At 40.5% G+C, this 15857-nt stretch carries 14 protein-coding genes and 1 pseudogene; 12 read left to right on the forward strand and 3 right to left on the reverse strand.

The annotated features are described in order from the left end of the window. Positions 1-147: 147 nt before the first annotated feature. Positions 148-1002 carry a pentapeptide repeat-containing protein gene (locus RCJ95_RS11860; protein WP_312129952.1) on the reverse strand — a complete coding sequence of 285 codons (855 nt, stop codon included), beginning with the start codon at positions 1000-1002 and terminating at the stop codon, positions 148-150. A 137-nt stretch (positions 1003-1139) separates the two neighbouring features. On the opposite strand from RCJ95_RS11860, the gene RCJ95_RS11865 reads away from it, so the two are divergent. The 4 genes from RCJ95_RS11865 (at position 1140) to RCJ95_RS11880 (ending at position 6785) form a co-directional block, all read left to right on the forward strand. Then, positions 1140-2744: a PucR family transcriptional regulator gene (locus RCJ95_RS11865; protein ID WP_313150059.1), complete on the forward strand. Its 1605-nt coding sequence runs from the start codon at positions 1140-1142 to the stop codon at positions 2742-2744. 129 nt (positions 2745-2873) lie between these two features. Continuing rightward, positions 2874-4142 carry a cytosine permease gene (locus RCJ95_RS11870; RefSeq protein WP_446722348.1) on the forward strand — a complete coding sequence of 423 codons (1269 nt, stop codon included), beginning with the start codon at positions 2874-2876 and terminating at the stop codon, positions 4140-4142. Then, entirely contained in the window at positions 4139-5242 is a 1104-nt protein-coding gene (locus tag RCJ95_RS11875) for a DUF917 domain-containing protein (protein ID WP_221680849.1), read from the forward strand. The genes RCJ95_RS11870 and RCJ95_RS11875 overlap by 4 nt, the downstream gene beginning before the upstream one ends. Then, the gene (locus RCJ95_RS11880; protein WP_446722349.1) at positions 5235-6785 is read left to right on the forward strand and encodes a hydantoinase/oxoprolinase N-terminal domain-containing protein; all 1551 of its coding nucleotides are present in this window, start codon (positions 5235-5237) and stop codon (positions 6783-6785) included. The genes RCJ95_RS11875 and RCJ95_RS11880 overlap by 8 nt, the downstream gene beginning before the upstream one ends. 17 nt (positions 6786-6802) lie before the next feature. Here the strand turns inward: RCJ95_RS11880 and RCJ95_RS11885 are convergent. Together RCJ95_RS11885 and RCJ95_RS11890 are read right to left on the reverse strand one after the other, a co-directional pair. Then, positions 6803-7467 (reverse strand): annotated as a pseudogene (locus tag RCJ95_RS11885) (HAD family hydrolase). 15 nt (positions 7468-7482) lie between these two features. Beyond that, positions 7483-7716, reverse strand: coding sequence for a cyclase (locus tag RCJ95_RS11890; RefSeq protein WP_221680852.1), 234 nt, complete (start codon positions 7714-7716; stop codon positions 7483-7485). A 190-nt stretch (positions 7717-7906) separates the two neighbouring features. Here RCJ95_RS11890 and RCJ95_RS11895 point away from each other — a divergent pair, with 190 nt between their 5' ends. From RCJ95_RS11895 to RCJ95_RS11930, 8 genes are all read left to right on the forward strand, one after another. Beyond that, the gene (locus RCJ95_RS11895; RefSeq protein WP_263082431.1) at positions 7907-8683 is read left to right on the forward strand and encodes a hypothetical protein; all 777 of its coding nucleotides are present in this window, start codon (positions 7907-7909) and stop codon (positions 8681-8683) included. Then, on the forward strand, positions 8680-9036 hold the full coding sequence (locus RCJ95_RS11900) for a GntR family transcriptional regulator (RefSeq protein ID WP_004229320.1): 357 nt from the start codon (positions 8680-8682) through the stop codon (positions 9034-9036). The genes RCJ95_RS11895 and RCJ95_RS11900 overlap by 4 nt, the downstream gene beginning before the upstream one ends. Before the next feature lie 9 nt (positions 9037-9045). Next, on the forward strand, positions 9046-9759 hold the full coding sequence (locus RCJ95_RS11905) for an ABC transporter ATP-binding protein (RefSeq protein WP_274772709.1): 714 nt from the start codon (positions 9046-9048) through the stop codon (positions 9757-9759). A gap of 87 nt (positions 9760-9846) precedes the next feature. Next, positions 9847-10767, forward strand: coding sequence for an ABC transporter ATP-binding protein (locus tag RCJ95_RS11910; RefSeq protein WP_221680855.1), 921 nt, complete (start codon positions 9847-9849; stop codon positions 10765-10767). After that, the gene (locus tag RCJ95_RS11915; protein ID WP_446722350.1) at positions 10745-11686 is read left to right on the forward strand and encodes an ABC transporter permease; all 942 of its coding nucleotides are present in this window, start codon (positions 10745-10747) and stop codon (positions 11684-11686) included. The genes RCJ95_RS11910 and RCJ95_RS11915 overlap by 23 nt, the downstream gene beginning before the upstream one ends. A 178-nt stretch (positions 11687-11864) precedes the next feature. Continuing rightward, the gene (gene nagE / locus RCJ95_RS11920; protein ID WP_221680856.1) at positions 11865-13808 is read left to right on the forward strand and encodes an N-acetylglucosamine-specific PTS transporter subunit IIBC; all 1944 of its coding nucleotides are present in this window, start codon (positions 11865-11867) and stop codon (positions 13806-13808) included. A gap of 95 nt (positions 13809-13903) precedes the next feature. Further along, a complete protein-coding gene (gene nagA, locus RCJ95_RS11925) occupies positions 13904-15064 on the forward strand; it encodes an N-acetylglucosamine-6-phosphate deacetylase (protein ID WP_221680857.1) in 1161 nt (386 codons plus the stop codon). A gap of 64 nt (positions 15065-15128) precedes the next feature. Further along, entirely contained in the window at positions 15129-15839 is a 711-nt protein-coding gene (locus RCJ95_RS11930) for a sugar isomerase domain-containing protein (RefSeq protein WP_221680858.1), read from the forward strand. Positions 15840-15857: the final 18 nt, after the last annotated feature.

Consider the following 15857-nt stretch of genomic DNA (forward strand, 5'->3'; position numbering starts at 1 on the left):
TTGTTGGTGGGGTGTTAAAAAGTTCTTAGTCATAGTAGTGGCTCCGAATCTTGTTTTTTTCAATTATAAACAAAAATGCCCTATAAGATGACCTTTTTCAAGTGTCTATCTTATAGGGTACAGTTTATAAAACGCCATCTACCTTTTTTATTGCCAATGAGCAGGTCGTTTTATGTAAGAAGGTAATTTAGTCGAACGATCCCCTTGCGCGGCGTTGATTTGCATTTGGGTTAGAAACAGACTTGTTGAAAGATCAGCACCGCGTAAATTGGCATCTCGTAAATCAGCTCCGATGAAATCTACTCCTTGTAAATTCGCATCTTGAAGATTTGCTGCGATTAAATAACTCCCCCTTAGATCAGTCGCTCGTAAATCCTTGCCTTTTAAATTTTTGCCCATCCAATCAGCCCCACGTTGATTCAAGTTTCTAGAAGCCTTTCCCTTCACACTGTGCTGGCGAATTTGTTCGCTAGTTTGGAGCAATAGTGCATTGATCGGCATACGAATAGCTACCATATCCAAGGCTAATAATGTATCTGCATCCTGAGCTATGGTCTGCTGTAAGTGCTTCAATTGAGCAAGAAGCTGTTCATAAAGCATATTATCCACCTGATAGGACAAAGCCTCCGCCACATACGCAATCATTTCGTAAAGCTGTTCCATAATGGGAAAAACATGAAACATCTTGTCCGCATGCTCACGAGATTGTCGCCAATCCTGTCCATGAAATGTCACCTGTGAAACCTGTTGACCTGCGCCTAGGCAATCAAAAACGGTACAGCCCTTAAAACCAGTCTCTCGTAGCTGACTATGTATGTGACAGCTATAGTTATCCTGCAAATTAGGACATGGCGTGCCTGCTGGTTTATTGATCGCAAAATCACTAGAAGCCAAAATATTTAAAGCGGTACAGCACAAGCCAAAACAGCTTTGACAATCTGCCTGTAGACTATGTCGGATTTTTGTACCAACGGTTGTCTCTTTTTTTGTCTGATTAGACATCCTCATTTTCCTCTCTCATCTTATCCATTTAATTACTATTTTAACACTAACAAGCTACCAGTTAAAATAGAGAGAAACTGTATTTTGAAAGATAGTAGGGGATATGGTATTCTTCTTCAAAAGAGTTGTAAAGAAAAGTGGTGGTGGAACATGGGGTAACGGTCAATGAATTATTACAATTGCCATCTTTTCGAGGGGCAGAGGTGTTAACAGGGCGAGATAATCTGCATCGTACCGTATCATCTCTATCTGTATTAGAGGTATCGAATGTTGATTTTTATTCGAAAATTATTAACCGTGTACAGGAGGAATGGTATGCAGAGGAGCTTGTCATTAGCTCTTTTTACTCCATTCGAGATAGTGTGGAGCAGCAATGTGAAACGATTCAGCATTTACATGATTTAGGAGAGCTGGGGCTTATTTTATATTATGTCGGCATTGTATTGCCTGATATTCCACAGGAAGTGCTTGCGTTAGCGGAGGCGCAAGGCTTTATTATCATTTGTATGCCGCGAAATGATTATTCACTGCGCTATAACGAGGTTATTTATGAGGTTATGGAAGCGATTGTTAGTAATCAAGGCGTTAATGATCATTTTGTCAAAGAGACATTAGAAAAAGTATCGTTACTACCTGAGCATTTAAGAAGTGTTGAAATTACACTAAAAATGCTTTCAGATCGTTTGAAGGCTAATATTGTGCTCACTAATAGTCATTTTGAGATTGTGAACCAAGTGATGTGGCCACGAAATTCATCATTAGATGTAGCGAATGTCATTGAACAATGCTCCCAATCCAATTTTCAGAGAGAAGCAGGCAAGCTTGAGCTACTAAGAAGTGATGTCGCCTGTGTCGTAGACTATAAAAGAGTACACCAAAAAAATGGTGAGCCGCTATTTTTATTTCTGATTAAAGAAAATACAAAATTACCTGCTAAGACAATTGAAAAAGTAAGTGAGGTTGTGCAAGTAGCTATAAATTTATGGGGAGACAAGCATGATGAGGTTAGTGAATATGCCTTAGTTAAAGCTATTATCAATGATGAGGGGGAGAAAATGAGAAGATTAGCCAATCTCCTTCATATTGATGTTTCCGCGATTCAAATGATGTGGCTTGTCTACATCCATGAGTTAGCAGAAGAAAAAAGAATTCGCGATGAATTAGAAGAGCAACTGTCCAAATATTATCAAACAAGAGTCATCCAATGCATTGACCATTGTATGATTGTATTGGTAGGCAATTGCTTTTATAAGCATCATGAGTTTGAAATTGCCATTGAATATAGTGAAACGACTCAGTATGACGCCCAAATCGCAGAAATTGTTTATGCACCTAAAATGAGAAATACAAAGTCTGTTCGTCAAATGTATCAATTGGTCAATCAGGTGGGGGACAAAGCCCATACGATTTATCCGATGCGGAAATTGTTTACTGCAGCGGAAGTGCGCTCCATGAAAAGGGCAATTGATGTCAGTAAGCAGGGCGAAGAAATGATTGAAGAATATTTGTCTGTAATTGAACCCATTTTACGTGATCATGATTCCTTGCAGACATTGATAACCTTTTTATTAGATGCAAATGCTAGTGTGGAGCGCTGTGCAGAGCTCCTCTATATCCATAAAAACACGGTGAAATACCGCATCAAAAAAATTAGTGAGCTGATTGGCACAGATGTTACCGTGTATTCGGAATTTTATGATACCTATATGGCTTGCATGCTATATCGATTGATTAATGATTAGAATAATCTGAAATTTTGTCATTTTGAACAAAATTTCAGATTATTTTTTTCATTTGCGCAAAAGACTCGACTCTTACCTATCTTCTATAATTAAAAACATTAATCCATCACCAAATAAGGAGGGAGTCACATGCAAAATGAAAATAAAGGTCAATCTTGGTATAGCTTAGGCATTATTTGGGCTGGCGCCATGATTTGTATTCCCAGTTTATTAGTCGGTAACGCACTGATTACCAATATGAGTTTATCAAAGGCACTGGCTGTTGCTTTTGTAGGCTATGCTATTGTCGTGATCATCATGATCTTGCAAGGCATGCAAAGCAGTGATTTAGGAAAGCCCACTGTCCATATAGCAGGACAGGTGTTTGGTAAAAAGGGCTCTCGTACAATATTATCCATTATCTTAGCTATTGCTTGCTTAGGGTGGTTTGGCATTCAGGCCAATGTGTGTGGCGTAGCCTTAGCAAATTTATTAGCAATCTATCATTTGAATATACCCATTCCAATCGCTTCCTTCATTAGTGGTATGGTCATGGTCGTATCCGCACTTTATGGGATGAAGGTGTTGCGTATTTTAAGCTATATCGCCGTACCATTGCTCGTCATCATTTGCCTGTACGGTTTAGGCCAAATATTAACAGGTGAGCAACTACAGCTCATTCGCGATTATCAGCCACAGGGCAATATGAGCTTTATGGATGGTTTAGCTGTAACGATTGGGTCCTTTGCATTAGGGGCTGTTATAGCGGGTGATTATTCGCAATTTTCCAAAAAACGTTCAGACGTTTTCAAAGCCGCTACATTAGGGATTATTCCCGCAGGAGTGCTAATGATTGCTGTGGGAGCTGTCTTAACGATTGCCTATCAAACAAGTGATATTACAGCAGTCTTTCTGCATATCGCAACACCCTTTATTGGTGGAGTGGGTCTGATTTTAGCAACATGGAAAACCAACTTGGTCAATGCAATTTCAGGTGGAATTGCCTTAATTAATGTATTTGATGTTGCGAAAAACAAAGAACGATTAGCCATAGGTGTGGCGGGTACAATTGGCACAATCTTAGCCGTTGTGGGGATTTTAAATTATTTTACACCCATCATGTCAATTTTATCGGCGATGATTCCGCCTGTTGCAGGGGTGATGATTGCTTCCTACTGGGTCATTCATAAGGGCAAAGCAGATAGCTGGCATGAAGTGGAAGGGGTCAATCGATTAGGTGTATTTTCTTGGCTAGTAGGAGCTGTCATTGCCTGTATGCCAGTGGTATTCTCCTTATTCCCTGCATTGCCAGCACTACCAAACCAACCGATGATTGGCATCATTATTTCATTCGTGATTTATTATGTTGGGTATCGTGTATCTGTACAAAAAACGGTCATATTGGAGGAACATAGATGAGATATTTAGATCAAGCAGCTATTGAACATATTGCCATTGGGGCAGCATTTCTAGGAACAGGTGGGGGAGGAGATCCCTATATTGGAAAATTAATGGCGCTTTCTGCCATCGAAAAAAATGGCCCTGTAAAGTTGTATTCAGTGGATGAAATTGCGGATGATGATTTTTTCATTCCTGCCGCAATGATGGGGGCGCCATCGGTTTTAGTAGAAAAATTTCCACGTGGCGGTGAGTTTGTTAAGGTTTTCCAAAAGCTCGCGCAATATTTGGGTAAAGAAAAAATTGCAGGCACCTATCCAATGGAAGCAGGTGGGGTCAATTCGATGATTCCTATTGTAGTAGCTGCACAACTTGGCTTACCATTGATTGATTGTGATGGCATGGGGCGTGCATTTCCAGAATTACAAATGGTGACATTCCACTTAGATGGGATTTCAGCAACGCCAATGGCCATCACCGATGAAAAAGGGAATATTGGTATTTTTGAAACGATTGATAATAAATGGACCGAGCGTATCGCCCGAACAGCAACAGTAGAAATGGGCGCTAGTTCCTTAGTGAGCCTCTACCCAACAACGGGTGCACAAATTAAACAAAGCGGTGTTCATCATATAGTGACGCTTTCTGAAAAAATCGGTGAAGTTATTGCCTCGAAAGATCAAGAGGTGAACGATAAGCTACAAAGCCTTTTAAAGCTTGTGGAAGGATATGAGCTTTTCCAAGGAAAAATAGTGGATGTTATTCGTGAAACAAAAGGTGGCTTTAACCTAGGTAAAATGAATCTTGAAGGTATTGAATCTTATAAAAATGATCAAATGAAGGTTCATTTCCAAAATGAAAACTTATTAGCTGAGAAAAACGAGCAGGTTATAGCGATGACACCAGACTTAATTTGTTTGGTGGATTATGAAACCTTATTGCCTGTTACAACAGAGAGCTTAAAATATGGTAAACGTGTGCGTGTGATTGGCTTACCAGCACATGAAAAGTGGCGTACAGCAAAAGGTATTGAAACAGCTGGACCAAAATACTTTGGCTATGAATATGAGTATACGCCAATTGAGGAATTGGTGAAAAAGGAGGTAGCAGAGCATGTATAAAATTGGAATCGATGTAGGTGGAACAAATACAGATGCCATCCTTTTAGACCATAATAGTCAGCTTATTTACAGTGTGAAATCACCAACAAGCTTAGATATTAAAACGGGAATTGAAAAGTCACTGCAACAATTACTAGAGGGTGCAAATATTGACAAAACAAAAATTACCCATGCGATGTTAGGGACAACACAATGCACCAATGCCATTGTTGAACGTAAAAAGCTAGCAAAGGTGGGTGTCATTCGACTAGGTTATCCAGCGACGGCTTCCGTACTCCCTTATACAGCTTGGCCAGCGGATATGATTGATAAATTATCTGGTCATTATGCCATTGCCCGTGGTGGTTATGAATATGATGGCCAATTATTAAGTGCGCTTGATCAACAGGAAATTACAAAACTACTAGAGGAATGGCGTAGTCAAGTGGAATCCATTGCAATTGTTGGTGTCTTTTCCTCTATTAAAAATGATCAAGAATTGCAGGTTCGTGAATGGATTCAAGAAGTCTATGGCGAGGAATTCCCGATTTCCTGCTCCTCATTAATAGGTTCAGTCGGGTTAATTGAACGTGAAAATGCTACGATTCTGAATGCTGCATTATGTAAGGTGATTGAGACAACAACACAGGGCTTTATACAGGCGTTACAAGCAGAAGGCATTTTTGATGTAGAGGTTTATCTATGCCAGAATGACGGTACATTAATGTCTATCGATTACGCCAAGCAATTCCCAATTTTAACAATTGCCTGTGGACCAACCAATAGTATCCGTGGAGCATCGTATTTATCCCAAATTCAAAACACTATGGTATTGGACGTTGGAGGTACCACTTCAGATATCGGTGTATTACAGGATGGTTTCCCGCGAGAATCCTCGGTCGCAGTTGAAGTGGGGGACATTCGGACAAACTTTAGGATGCCAGATATCATTTCAGTCGGACTGGGCGGGGGTAGTATTGTTCGTGTGAATGGTGACAAAATTACAGTTGGGCCGGATAGTGTAGGCTATAAAATCAGTGAGGAGGCCCTTGTTTTCGGTGGCTCGACCTTAACGACAACAGATATCGCTGTCCGTTTAGGCTTAGCAGAGGTAGGCGATTGCACGTTAGTTGCACATATTGATGAAGCATTTGCCAAAGCTGTTCAAGAAGAAATTTCTTCGTTACTAGAACAGGCGATTGATAAGATGAAAACTTCCTCAGAGGATGTGTCACTAGTCTTAGTAGGAGGTGGTGGAATTATTGTGCCAGACAAAATTCGAGGCGTTTCCACAATAGTAAAATCTGAATATGGTGGTGTAGCGAATGCCATCGGTGCCTCGATTGCACAAATTAGTGGTCAATATGAGCAGATTTATATTTATTCCAAAGAACCGCGTGAGGAATCCTTAAAAGATGCACAAAACAAGGCTGTGAAACAAGCCGTATTAGCAGGTGCTCTTGAGGATACCATTGAGCTAGTGGAAGTAGAAGAAACACCTCTCGCGTATCATCCAGAAAATGCAACCAGATTAAAGGTAAAAGTAGTAGGGAAAATGGTGTAACAGTCAAAGGAAGAGTCCTAGTTAAACAGGGCTCTTCCTTTTATTAATGGATCAAATGAATGAATCACGGCATCAGGTTTAATGTCAGTTGGATTCGTGAGGCGATGAGGATTGAACCATATCCCTTTCATCCTTGCTTGCTGACAACCAGCGACATCCTTTTCTAGGTCATCCCCAACGAATAGGGCTTCTTCTGGTTGTACATGAAGCTGATTTAAGGCTAATTCGAATATGCGTTTGTCAGGCTTAGTTAAGCCTACTTCCTCAGAAATAAGGATAACATCAAAATAGCTAGCTAAACCTGTATGTGTGATTTTAGCCTTTTGTCGCTGTGTAGAGCCGTTTGTGATAATTCCAACTTGTACTTGCTCTTAATCGTTTGGAGAACATTCAACGTATGTTGATCGATAGAAAAGCAATATGGAAACTGCTGATCCCAAAAATCTTGCATGTCATGGCGAGGCAATTGAAAAGTTGATGGAAACGCATCAAAAAACGATGATAAAACATTGGTTTTATCGGCAATCCCATAGTCTCTTTTATCGTATTCCTTAAATTTTTCCAGCATGTCCTTTTTGAGCATACCCTGAATAGCACCATAGTATTTTTCCAAAATAATATAAAACAGGTTATCGACAGCATGATCTCGATTAAGTAAGGTATCATCTAAATCAAATAGTATCGCTTTCAACGAGCTTCATATCCGTTCTTGCTCATCAAGAGGTTTTCGTTTATGTTTTTCATTCATAATTTTTTTGTTTAGGATCGTTACCTTACCAACCATGAGCAACCTCATATCTTCCACAATATACTTAGCTAGCTCTTCGTCCGATATGTCATCTCCATCAATATCAAGGCGAAAATCCTGCCCTTGTAGGCCACCGCCATTGGTAAATTCAATTTCAAAATCAAAGACAACTCTTTTATCCATTCAAGTACCACCTTACGCTTAGTGTTAGAGTGCTATCCATATATTCTGTGTTTAATAGGTGAATACCTTCTTTGAGGATAAGCATAATTGTTGTGCAAACTAAATTTCCCTTTTCTTGTATTTGCCACTTGCCAACGAAAAAGTCATAGTGTAATATGTGACTAGTACACTATGACACGAGGTGTTGTGATTGAAAAGCTTTACGGGACTTTTAAAAAAAGAGTGGGTACTTTATCGCTCATGGTTTCTAGTAGGGATATTTATGGGACTTATGCTATCTTGGATCGTTCCCTATGTGTTACATCGGTTTGTTGATCTCTTTGCACAGGAAAATCAGCTAGAGTTTGTATTTACGATGCTCGTCCTTTTTCTAGGCGGATTTTATTCTGTTTTACAATTTTTAGCATCAATGCGATTGGACATTAAAGCAAAGGAGAGCTGGCTCCATTCAACAAGCTCCATCACAAAGCTTATCGGCGCAAAATTGGTTTGCTCACTAGTAGGTTATGTCCTCTTCACTATCCTTTTTACGAGTATAGCCATTTTCAATATTAAGGATGAGCTGATTGCCAGCGCTGGACAAATTTTATTGGTTTTGGTAATAGTTGTTATTATATTGACTATTTTACAATTAATGCTATTTATCCTTCTTTTATTCTTTTTAGCTTTTTATTTGCAATTAAAGCGCATAATAGGTCGTTTTTCGATTGTGCTGACAATGATTGCGTTTTATGTAACCACAGCTGGTTGGGTGCGGATAACGGAGAGTCAGCTGTATCGAACGATCTTCCTCCATGGAGAGGTTTCGCTTCAAAGCATCGAACAATATCTACCAACAGGGAAAGAAATGACGATGGAATGGATGCTTGGCTCGATTTATGTCGTTGAGGAAGTAGCCATTACGTTATTACTACTACTGCTATTTTTAGCAGCATCGAAGTGGCTTGAAAGGGTGGTTTTACGATGACGATGGATTTTTCGCGTGACAAACCCATTTATAGCCAGCTTGTCGATCGAATTTGTGGAGACATTTTGAAGGGGAAGTTGCAGCTAGGTGATCGACTTCCCTCCGTTCGAGAATATGCAGTAGAAACAGGTGTCAATGTCAATACGGTGCAACGTGTATACAAGGAGTTAGAGGCAATGAATATAACGGAAACCAAACGAGGACAGGGTACATTTATTACGAGCAATGAGGAGCGCATTGAGTTATTGCGGGAAGAGATGAAAAATCAGCTGGCTGAAAATTTTTTAACATCGATTGAGGCATTAGGCTTTTCAAAGGAAGAAATGCTGGTGGTTTTGAAAAATAAAGCGTGAGGTGAAGGGATGTTACAGCTATTAAATGTATCTTTTCAATATAAGAAAAAGCCAGTTTTACAGGATCTATCCTTTTCCTTTCCGATTGGACAAATCATTGGACTAGTTGGGGAAAATGGTAGTGGTAAATCTACGCTTATGAAAGTTTTAGCTGGTTTACTGCGACCCACTGCTGGTGAGATCACACTAGAGGGTGAACCAGTCACACGTAGAAGTGCTGACAAAATTGCTTATTTACCAGATACAGATTTGTTTTTTGAGTACTACACGGGTGAACAGCTTTTCCAGCATTATGCTTCGCAGTTTGGAGATTTTTCCTATGATAAGGCCTGTATCGTCGCACAATTTTTACAGGTAGATACACGTACAAAGCTACGCCAATTATCAAAGGGTAATCGTGGTCGTATGAAAATGGCTGCCACCCTTGGGCGAGAGGTTCCTTATTATATCATGGACGAACCATTTGCTGGGCTAGACCCTATTGTCAGAGAGCAGCTGATTAAAGGCTTAATTCAATTTACGGACATCGAAAATCAAACGATCTTGCTATCCACACATGAATTATATGAGGTAGAGCCTATTTTAGATCAAATTATTTTATTGCAGGCAGGATCAATCATGGCCTATGAGAACGTGGAAACATTACGCGATGTGGCTAATAAGGATGCAGTTGAGTGGATGAAAGGATTTTATCGGCCTTCAGTAAAAAATATTGACAGCTAAAGGTGAAGAAAGAATCGTCAATAAAGCAATGTTGTCGTGCCAGACTGCATAATGCTCAGGCGAAATAGATTAGAAAGGGTGAAAAATATGACAGAACCGATTGTACAATTGCAAAATTTATCGAAAACTATTCGAGGCAAGCAATTAATTCAAAAGTTAAACATTGATTTATATCCAGGCCAAATTACAGGATTTTTAGGACCGAATGGAGCGGGGAAAACAACAACGATCCGAATGATGACAGGGCTTATGCATCCAACAGAGGGCAATGTCATCATCGACGGGCTTTCACTTAAGGAGCATTATGAGGAAGCCATTAGTAAAGTTGGTGTGATTGTTGAAAATCCAGAAATGTATAAATTTATGTCAGGCTATAAAAATTTACTACATTTTGCACGTATGCATAAAAATGTAACGAAGGAACGAATTCAGGAGGTCATTCAACAGGTTGGGCTCGAAAATCGTATACATGAAAAGGTCTCTACGTATTCACTTGGTATGAGACAGCGACTAGGATTAGCCCAGGCGTTATTGCACAGACCGAAATTTTTGATTTTAGATGAACCGACGAATGGCTTAGACCCTGCTGGGATTCGTGAGTTTCGTATGTACCTGCGTAAGATTGCTTCAGAAGAGGGCGTATCTGTCTTTGTCTCAAGTCACTTATTATCAGAAATTGAATTGATGTGTGATCGAGTGGCCGTGATTCAAAATGGGCAGCTGATTGATCTGCGCGATATTCACAATGAAAGCTCATCGTTTTATTATGTGGAGGCAGAGCCAAAAGAGCAGGTGTCTGCTTATCTGGAACAGCGTGACTTTAACTTTGTAGCAGAGAATCAGGGCTATGTGGTGGAAATGAAGAAAGAGGATGTCCCGGCTATGACTACACAACTAGTCCAAGCAGGTATTCAATTATTTGCCGTACAGCCACATCAAAAAACATTAGAGGATCAATTCTTAGAAATGACTGGAGGCGGACAAATTGCTGAAGCTAATTCAAAATGAGTGGATGAAATTATGGCATAAAAAAGGAACATGGGCAATGGTGGCCATGCTGATTCTTGTCATTCTTGTTCCTGCTGGAATCACCAAATATTATGAAGTAAAATCCCCGACGGAAGGCTCCTGGAAAGACATAGAGCAGGAGGCCATTCAATCCTATAAAGAGACGCTAGCAGGTGAAGATTTAACGGAGGAAGATAAAGCTTACTTTCAAGAGCAGATGGCTATTTCTGAATATCGTTTAGCGAATGATGCACCAAGTCAAAAAGATAGTAGTCTTGCAAGCTTTATGTCCTTTACAAGCGGTATGCTAACGCTTGTCACTTTATTTACAGTCATTACCGCAGCTAGTATTGTATCGAGCGAATTTTCAACAGGGACGATTAAAATGCTCTTAACGCGCCCAATGTCCCGTGCAAAAGTGTTGACGTCTAAATTACTGACAACATTTCTTTTTGGTTTGTTATTGTATGTGGTGAATGTTGTGGTAAGTGCCCTTATCGGCTTAGTCTTGTTCGGCATGGGAACAGGTGTGGAATTAGAAATGGTCAATGGGCAGGTCGTTGAAAAGGCCGTATGGAGTGTTTTAGCCTATCATTACCTATTATCTGGTGGCGATTTTGTGATGTCTACATTATTTGCCTTTTTGATTGGTTCAGTATTCCGTTCAAGCTCTTTAGCAATTGGTTTAACGATGTTCCTTTCTTTTACAGGCGGCATGATTGTTATGTTCTTAAGCCGCTACGACATCGTCAAATATATTTGGCTCACACATTCTGATTTAACACAGTATGAGCATGGTGGTGGCTCCATGATTGCTGATGTGACGTTGCCCTTCTCATTAACAGTACTTGCTATTTACGCAGTAGTTTTCCTTGTCATTAGTTATTCAACCTTTATGAAACGTGATGTCACGGCATAAGCTATAGAAGAACTGTGCCCTAATTTCGAATTAGGGTGCGGTTTTTTTGTTTAACATCACGAAATATTAAAAAAGTATTTATTTTTTTTTGAATTGCGCCTATAATAATAGCAACTTAGTGAAAACGCTTTTTTTTTACTAAAGTGGTCTAGACAACTATACCAAAGGGGGATAATGAATGTTTGCTTTCTTACAAAAAATCGGTAAGTCGCTCATGTTTCCAATCGCAACTTTACCAGCAGCAGCATTACTATTGCGTTTAGGTTCAGCGGATATGCTTGGGGCCGTACCGAATGAAGCCATCCAGTACATTGCTAGTATAATGGCCGCTTCTGGTAATGCTATACTAGGGAATTTACCAATTATTTTTGCGATTGGTATTGCGATGGGGTTTGCACATGATAGTAGTGGCGGCGCAGCTCTAGCGGGTGCGATTGCGCATCTTGTTTTAGTCGCCGTTTTAGGGACTGTTAACGAAGAATTAAATATGGGTGTGTTTGGTGGTATTATTGCCGGTATTACGGCAGGCTTATTATATAACAAATATTATAATGTGAAATTTCCAGAATGGTTATCATTCTTCGGTGGACGGCGCTTTGTACCGATTATTACGTCCATCACCATGGCCATTTTAGGTAGTATTTTAGCGATCGTTTGGGGACCAATTCAGGGTGGCATTGATGCTGTCGGCAATTGGATGATCGGTGCAGGATCACTTGGCGTAGGGATGTATGGCTTCTTCAACCGTCTATTAATTCCAGTGGGTCTCCACCATGTAATCAATACAATTATTTGGTTTGATTTCGGTGAATTTACAAATGCTGCAGGCGAAATCGTGAAAGGAGATATCAACCGCTTCCTAGCAGGAGACACATCAGCTGGACATTTCCAAGCTGGTTTCTTCCCAATCATGATGTTTGGCTTACCAGCAGCCTGTCTAGCAATGTATTTTGCGGCGAAAAAAGAAAAGCGTCCAATCGTTGGAGGGATGTTCGTTTCCATCGCTTTAACAGCCTTTTTAACGGGTGTTACAGAGCCTATTGAATTTTCCTTTATGTTCTTATCACCAGTTCTTTATGGTATCCATGCGGTATTAACAGGTATTTCATTGGCTGTGGCCTATCTTGTTGGATTCCGTGACGGCTTTGGCTTCTCCGCAGGCTTAATTGACTACTTACTCAACCTTGGTCTGGCAGATAAACCATTGCTCTTATTACCTTTAGGTTTAGGCTTTGGGGCGATTTACTTTGTAGTATTCTATTTCTTAATCAAAAAATTAGACTTAAAAACACCTGGACGTGAAGACGATGAGGATGAGGATGGCGAAGTAAATGCTATTGCTAATGATGTCGATTTACGTGCATATTATACAATTGAAGCATTAGGTGGAAAAGACAATATTAAGCAAGTGGATTATTGTACAACTCGCCTACGTTTATTAGTACAGGATTCTGCTAGCGTCGATGAAAAAACATTGAAGCAAACAGGTGCAAGAGGTGTTATGCGTATCAGTAAAACCAATGTCCAAGTAATCATTGGGACATCTGTTGAGTTTTTAGCTGAAGCCATAAAAGAACGTTTGAAAAAAGGCAATCCAGCACCAGCCAATGCAGGACTTCCAACAGCACAGCCTGTCCTAGAAGAAACAGTGAAGAATGACATGTTGACATTCCATGATTTCGAAATGCCAATGACTGGCGATTTATTACCTTTAACAGAAGTGCCTGATGAGGCGTTTTCAGCAGGCTTGATGGGCCCAGGTTTCGGGATTCGTCCAACAGATGGAGCAGTCTATGCACCATTCGATGGTCAAGTAGTGATGGTGTTCCCAACAAAGCATGCAATCGGCTTAAAATCTGATACGGGCATTGAAGTATTAATTCATGTTGGCTTAGATACGGTCAAACTAAATGGTGATGGTTTTGATCTGTTCGTGACAGATGGTCAAAAAGTTAAGCGTGGGGATGCGTTATTAAAAGCAGACCTTGTACAGATTGAAGGTCAAGTACCTTCTGTCATCACACCAGTCGTCTTCACAAGCTTAATGGGGCAAGCGATAACACTTGAAAAGACTGGCTATCAACGAGCAGGCTCAACGAATATTATTACAATGAAGAAGTAACGACTAATGGGGCTGTTAGCGAAGGTATACAGAGGCAATGCTATTGCACACGGATGCCTTTTCGACAGCCCTTGTTCAAGAAGGAGATGTTTTTCTTGAGTTTAATCATTCGAAATATCACAGTAGTAAATGGCAATGGACGAGAAGAACAGGTAGATGTATGGATGAAGGATGGTAAAATTGCTCAAATTGCTCCTCAGCTTGATATCCACGATGTCGAACAGCTTGATGGTTCAGGGAAATTTTTATTGCCAGGATTTATTGATCTGCACATTCATGGGTCCGCTCAAATGGATACGATGGATGCTTCTGATGAAGGGCTCCATACGATGGCTCAATCCCTTTTAAAAGAAGGAACGACAAGCTTTTTAGCTACAACGATGACACAAAGCTATGACAACATTGAACGAGCTATTGAAAATGTGGCACAGTTTCAGCCACAGCCAGATGAAGCAGAGGTACTGGGTATTCATATCGAAGGGCCATTTGTCTCGAAGCAGCGAGCAGGGGCACAGCCTCTTGAATATATTGTCGAGCTAGATTTGGATATATGGACAAAATGGCAGCAACTAAGTGGCCATAAAATTAAGCAAATTACGCTAGCACCAGAAGAACCGAATGGCATGGCAGCTGTGCAAAGTATTTCTGCTAGCGGTGTCATTGTTTCAATTGGTCACTCGGATGCTACCTTTGAGCAAATGCAACAAGCCGCTCAACTAGGTGCCACACAGGGGACACACTTATATAACCAAATGCGTCCATTCCACCATCGAGATCCAGGTGTAGTTGGTGGTGTCCTGCTACTAGATGCGATTAAGGCAGAACTGATTGTTGACTTTATCCATATGCATGAAGGTGCGGTGGAAATGGCCTACCGCTTAAAGGGAGCAGACGGGCTTATTTTAATTACCGATGCGATGCGCGCAAAGGGAATGCCCTACGGTGCATATGATTTAGGCGGTCAAACAGTTCATGTGACAGAAGCAGGTGCTCATTTGTCAAATGGATCGTTAGCAGGCAGTATTTTAAAAATGGATCAGGCTGTACGGAATATGCATCACATTACGAATTGTACGCTGGAGGAGCTTGTCAAAATGTCCAGCTATAATGCTGCCGAGCAATTGAAGCTAGGTAATAAGGGTCAGCTTGTACAAGGCTATGATGCGGACGCGGTGATTTTAGATGACCATCTAAGGCTCCATCAAACGATTAAGGCGGGCAAGGTCTTATATGATGTAAATTCAAGCGGACAATAGTCACTAATATGCAGCAGGTACAAACATCTGGCATGAAACGATGGAAATGAAAAGGTGATAGAACATGAATACCTATTTTCAACAAGTCAATCAATATTTAACAATGATGGCACAGCAGGAAAGCAACCAGCTTATGCATATTGCCAAGCAAATTGGTAAACGTCTTACAAAGGGGGGCATTATCCAGCTCTTTGGCTCTGGTCATTCCATGCTATTAGCACAGGAATGTTACTACAGAGCAGGTGGCTTAGTGCCTGTCAAACCGATACACATAGAATCGTTAATGCTACATCAGGGTGCACGGCAATCCTCACAAAATGAAAAAAAACAGGCTTTTTTAGCCTCCTATAAGGATCAGCTACAATTTGATGAAAGAGATGTTTGTATCATCATTTCGACCTCTGCCAATAATCCAGCGCCCATTGATATGGCTATCTATGCAAAGGAAGCGGGCGCTTTGACCATTTCACTGCAATCACTGGAATATCAGCACCAGCCATCGCGCCATCCGTCAGGAAAGCGTTTAGAGCAAGTAGTAGATGAAGTATTGAATACGCATGTGCCATTAGGTGATGGTGTGTTAAGCGTTGACCAATTGCAATATGCCCCTGTTTCAACGGTGTTAGGTGCGACTTTATTAAATGCTTTATTCGCTCAAATCATTGAGCTTATGCATGCACAGGGCGCTCGTGTACCAGTGTTTGGTAGCAATAATTTAGGGGGAAATAATAACGATGCGCTCATTGATCAGTATGGTCAGCGTATTCATTTCTAGGGTACAAAGGAGGATATG

The organism is Lysinibacillus sp. BSL11, from assembly GCF_052928325.1.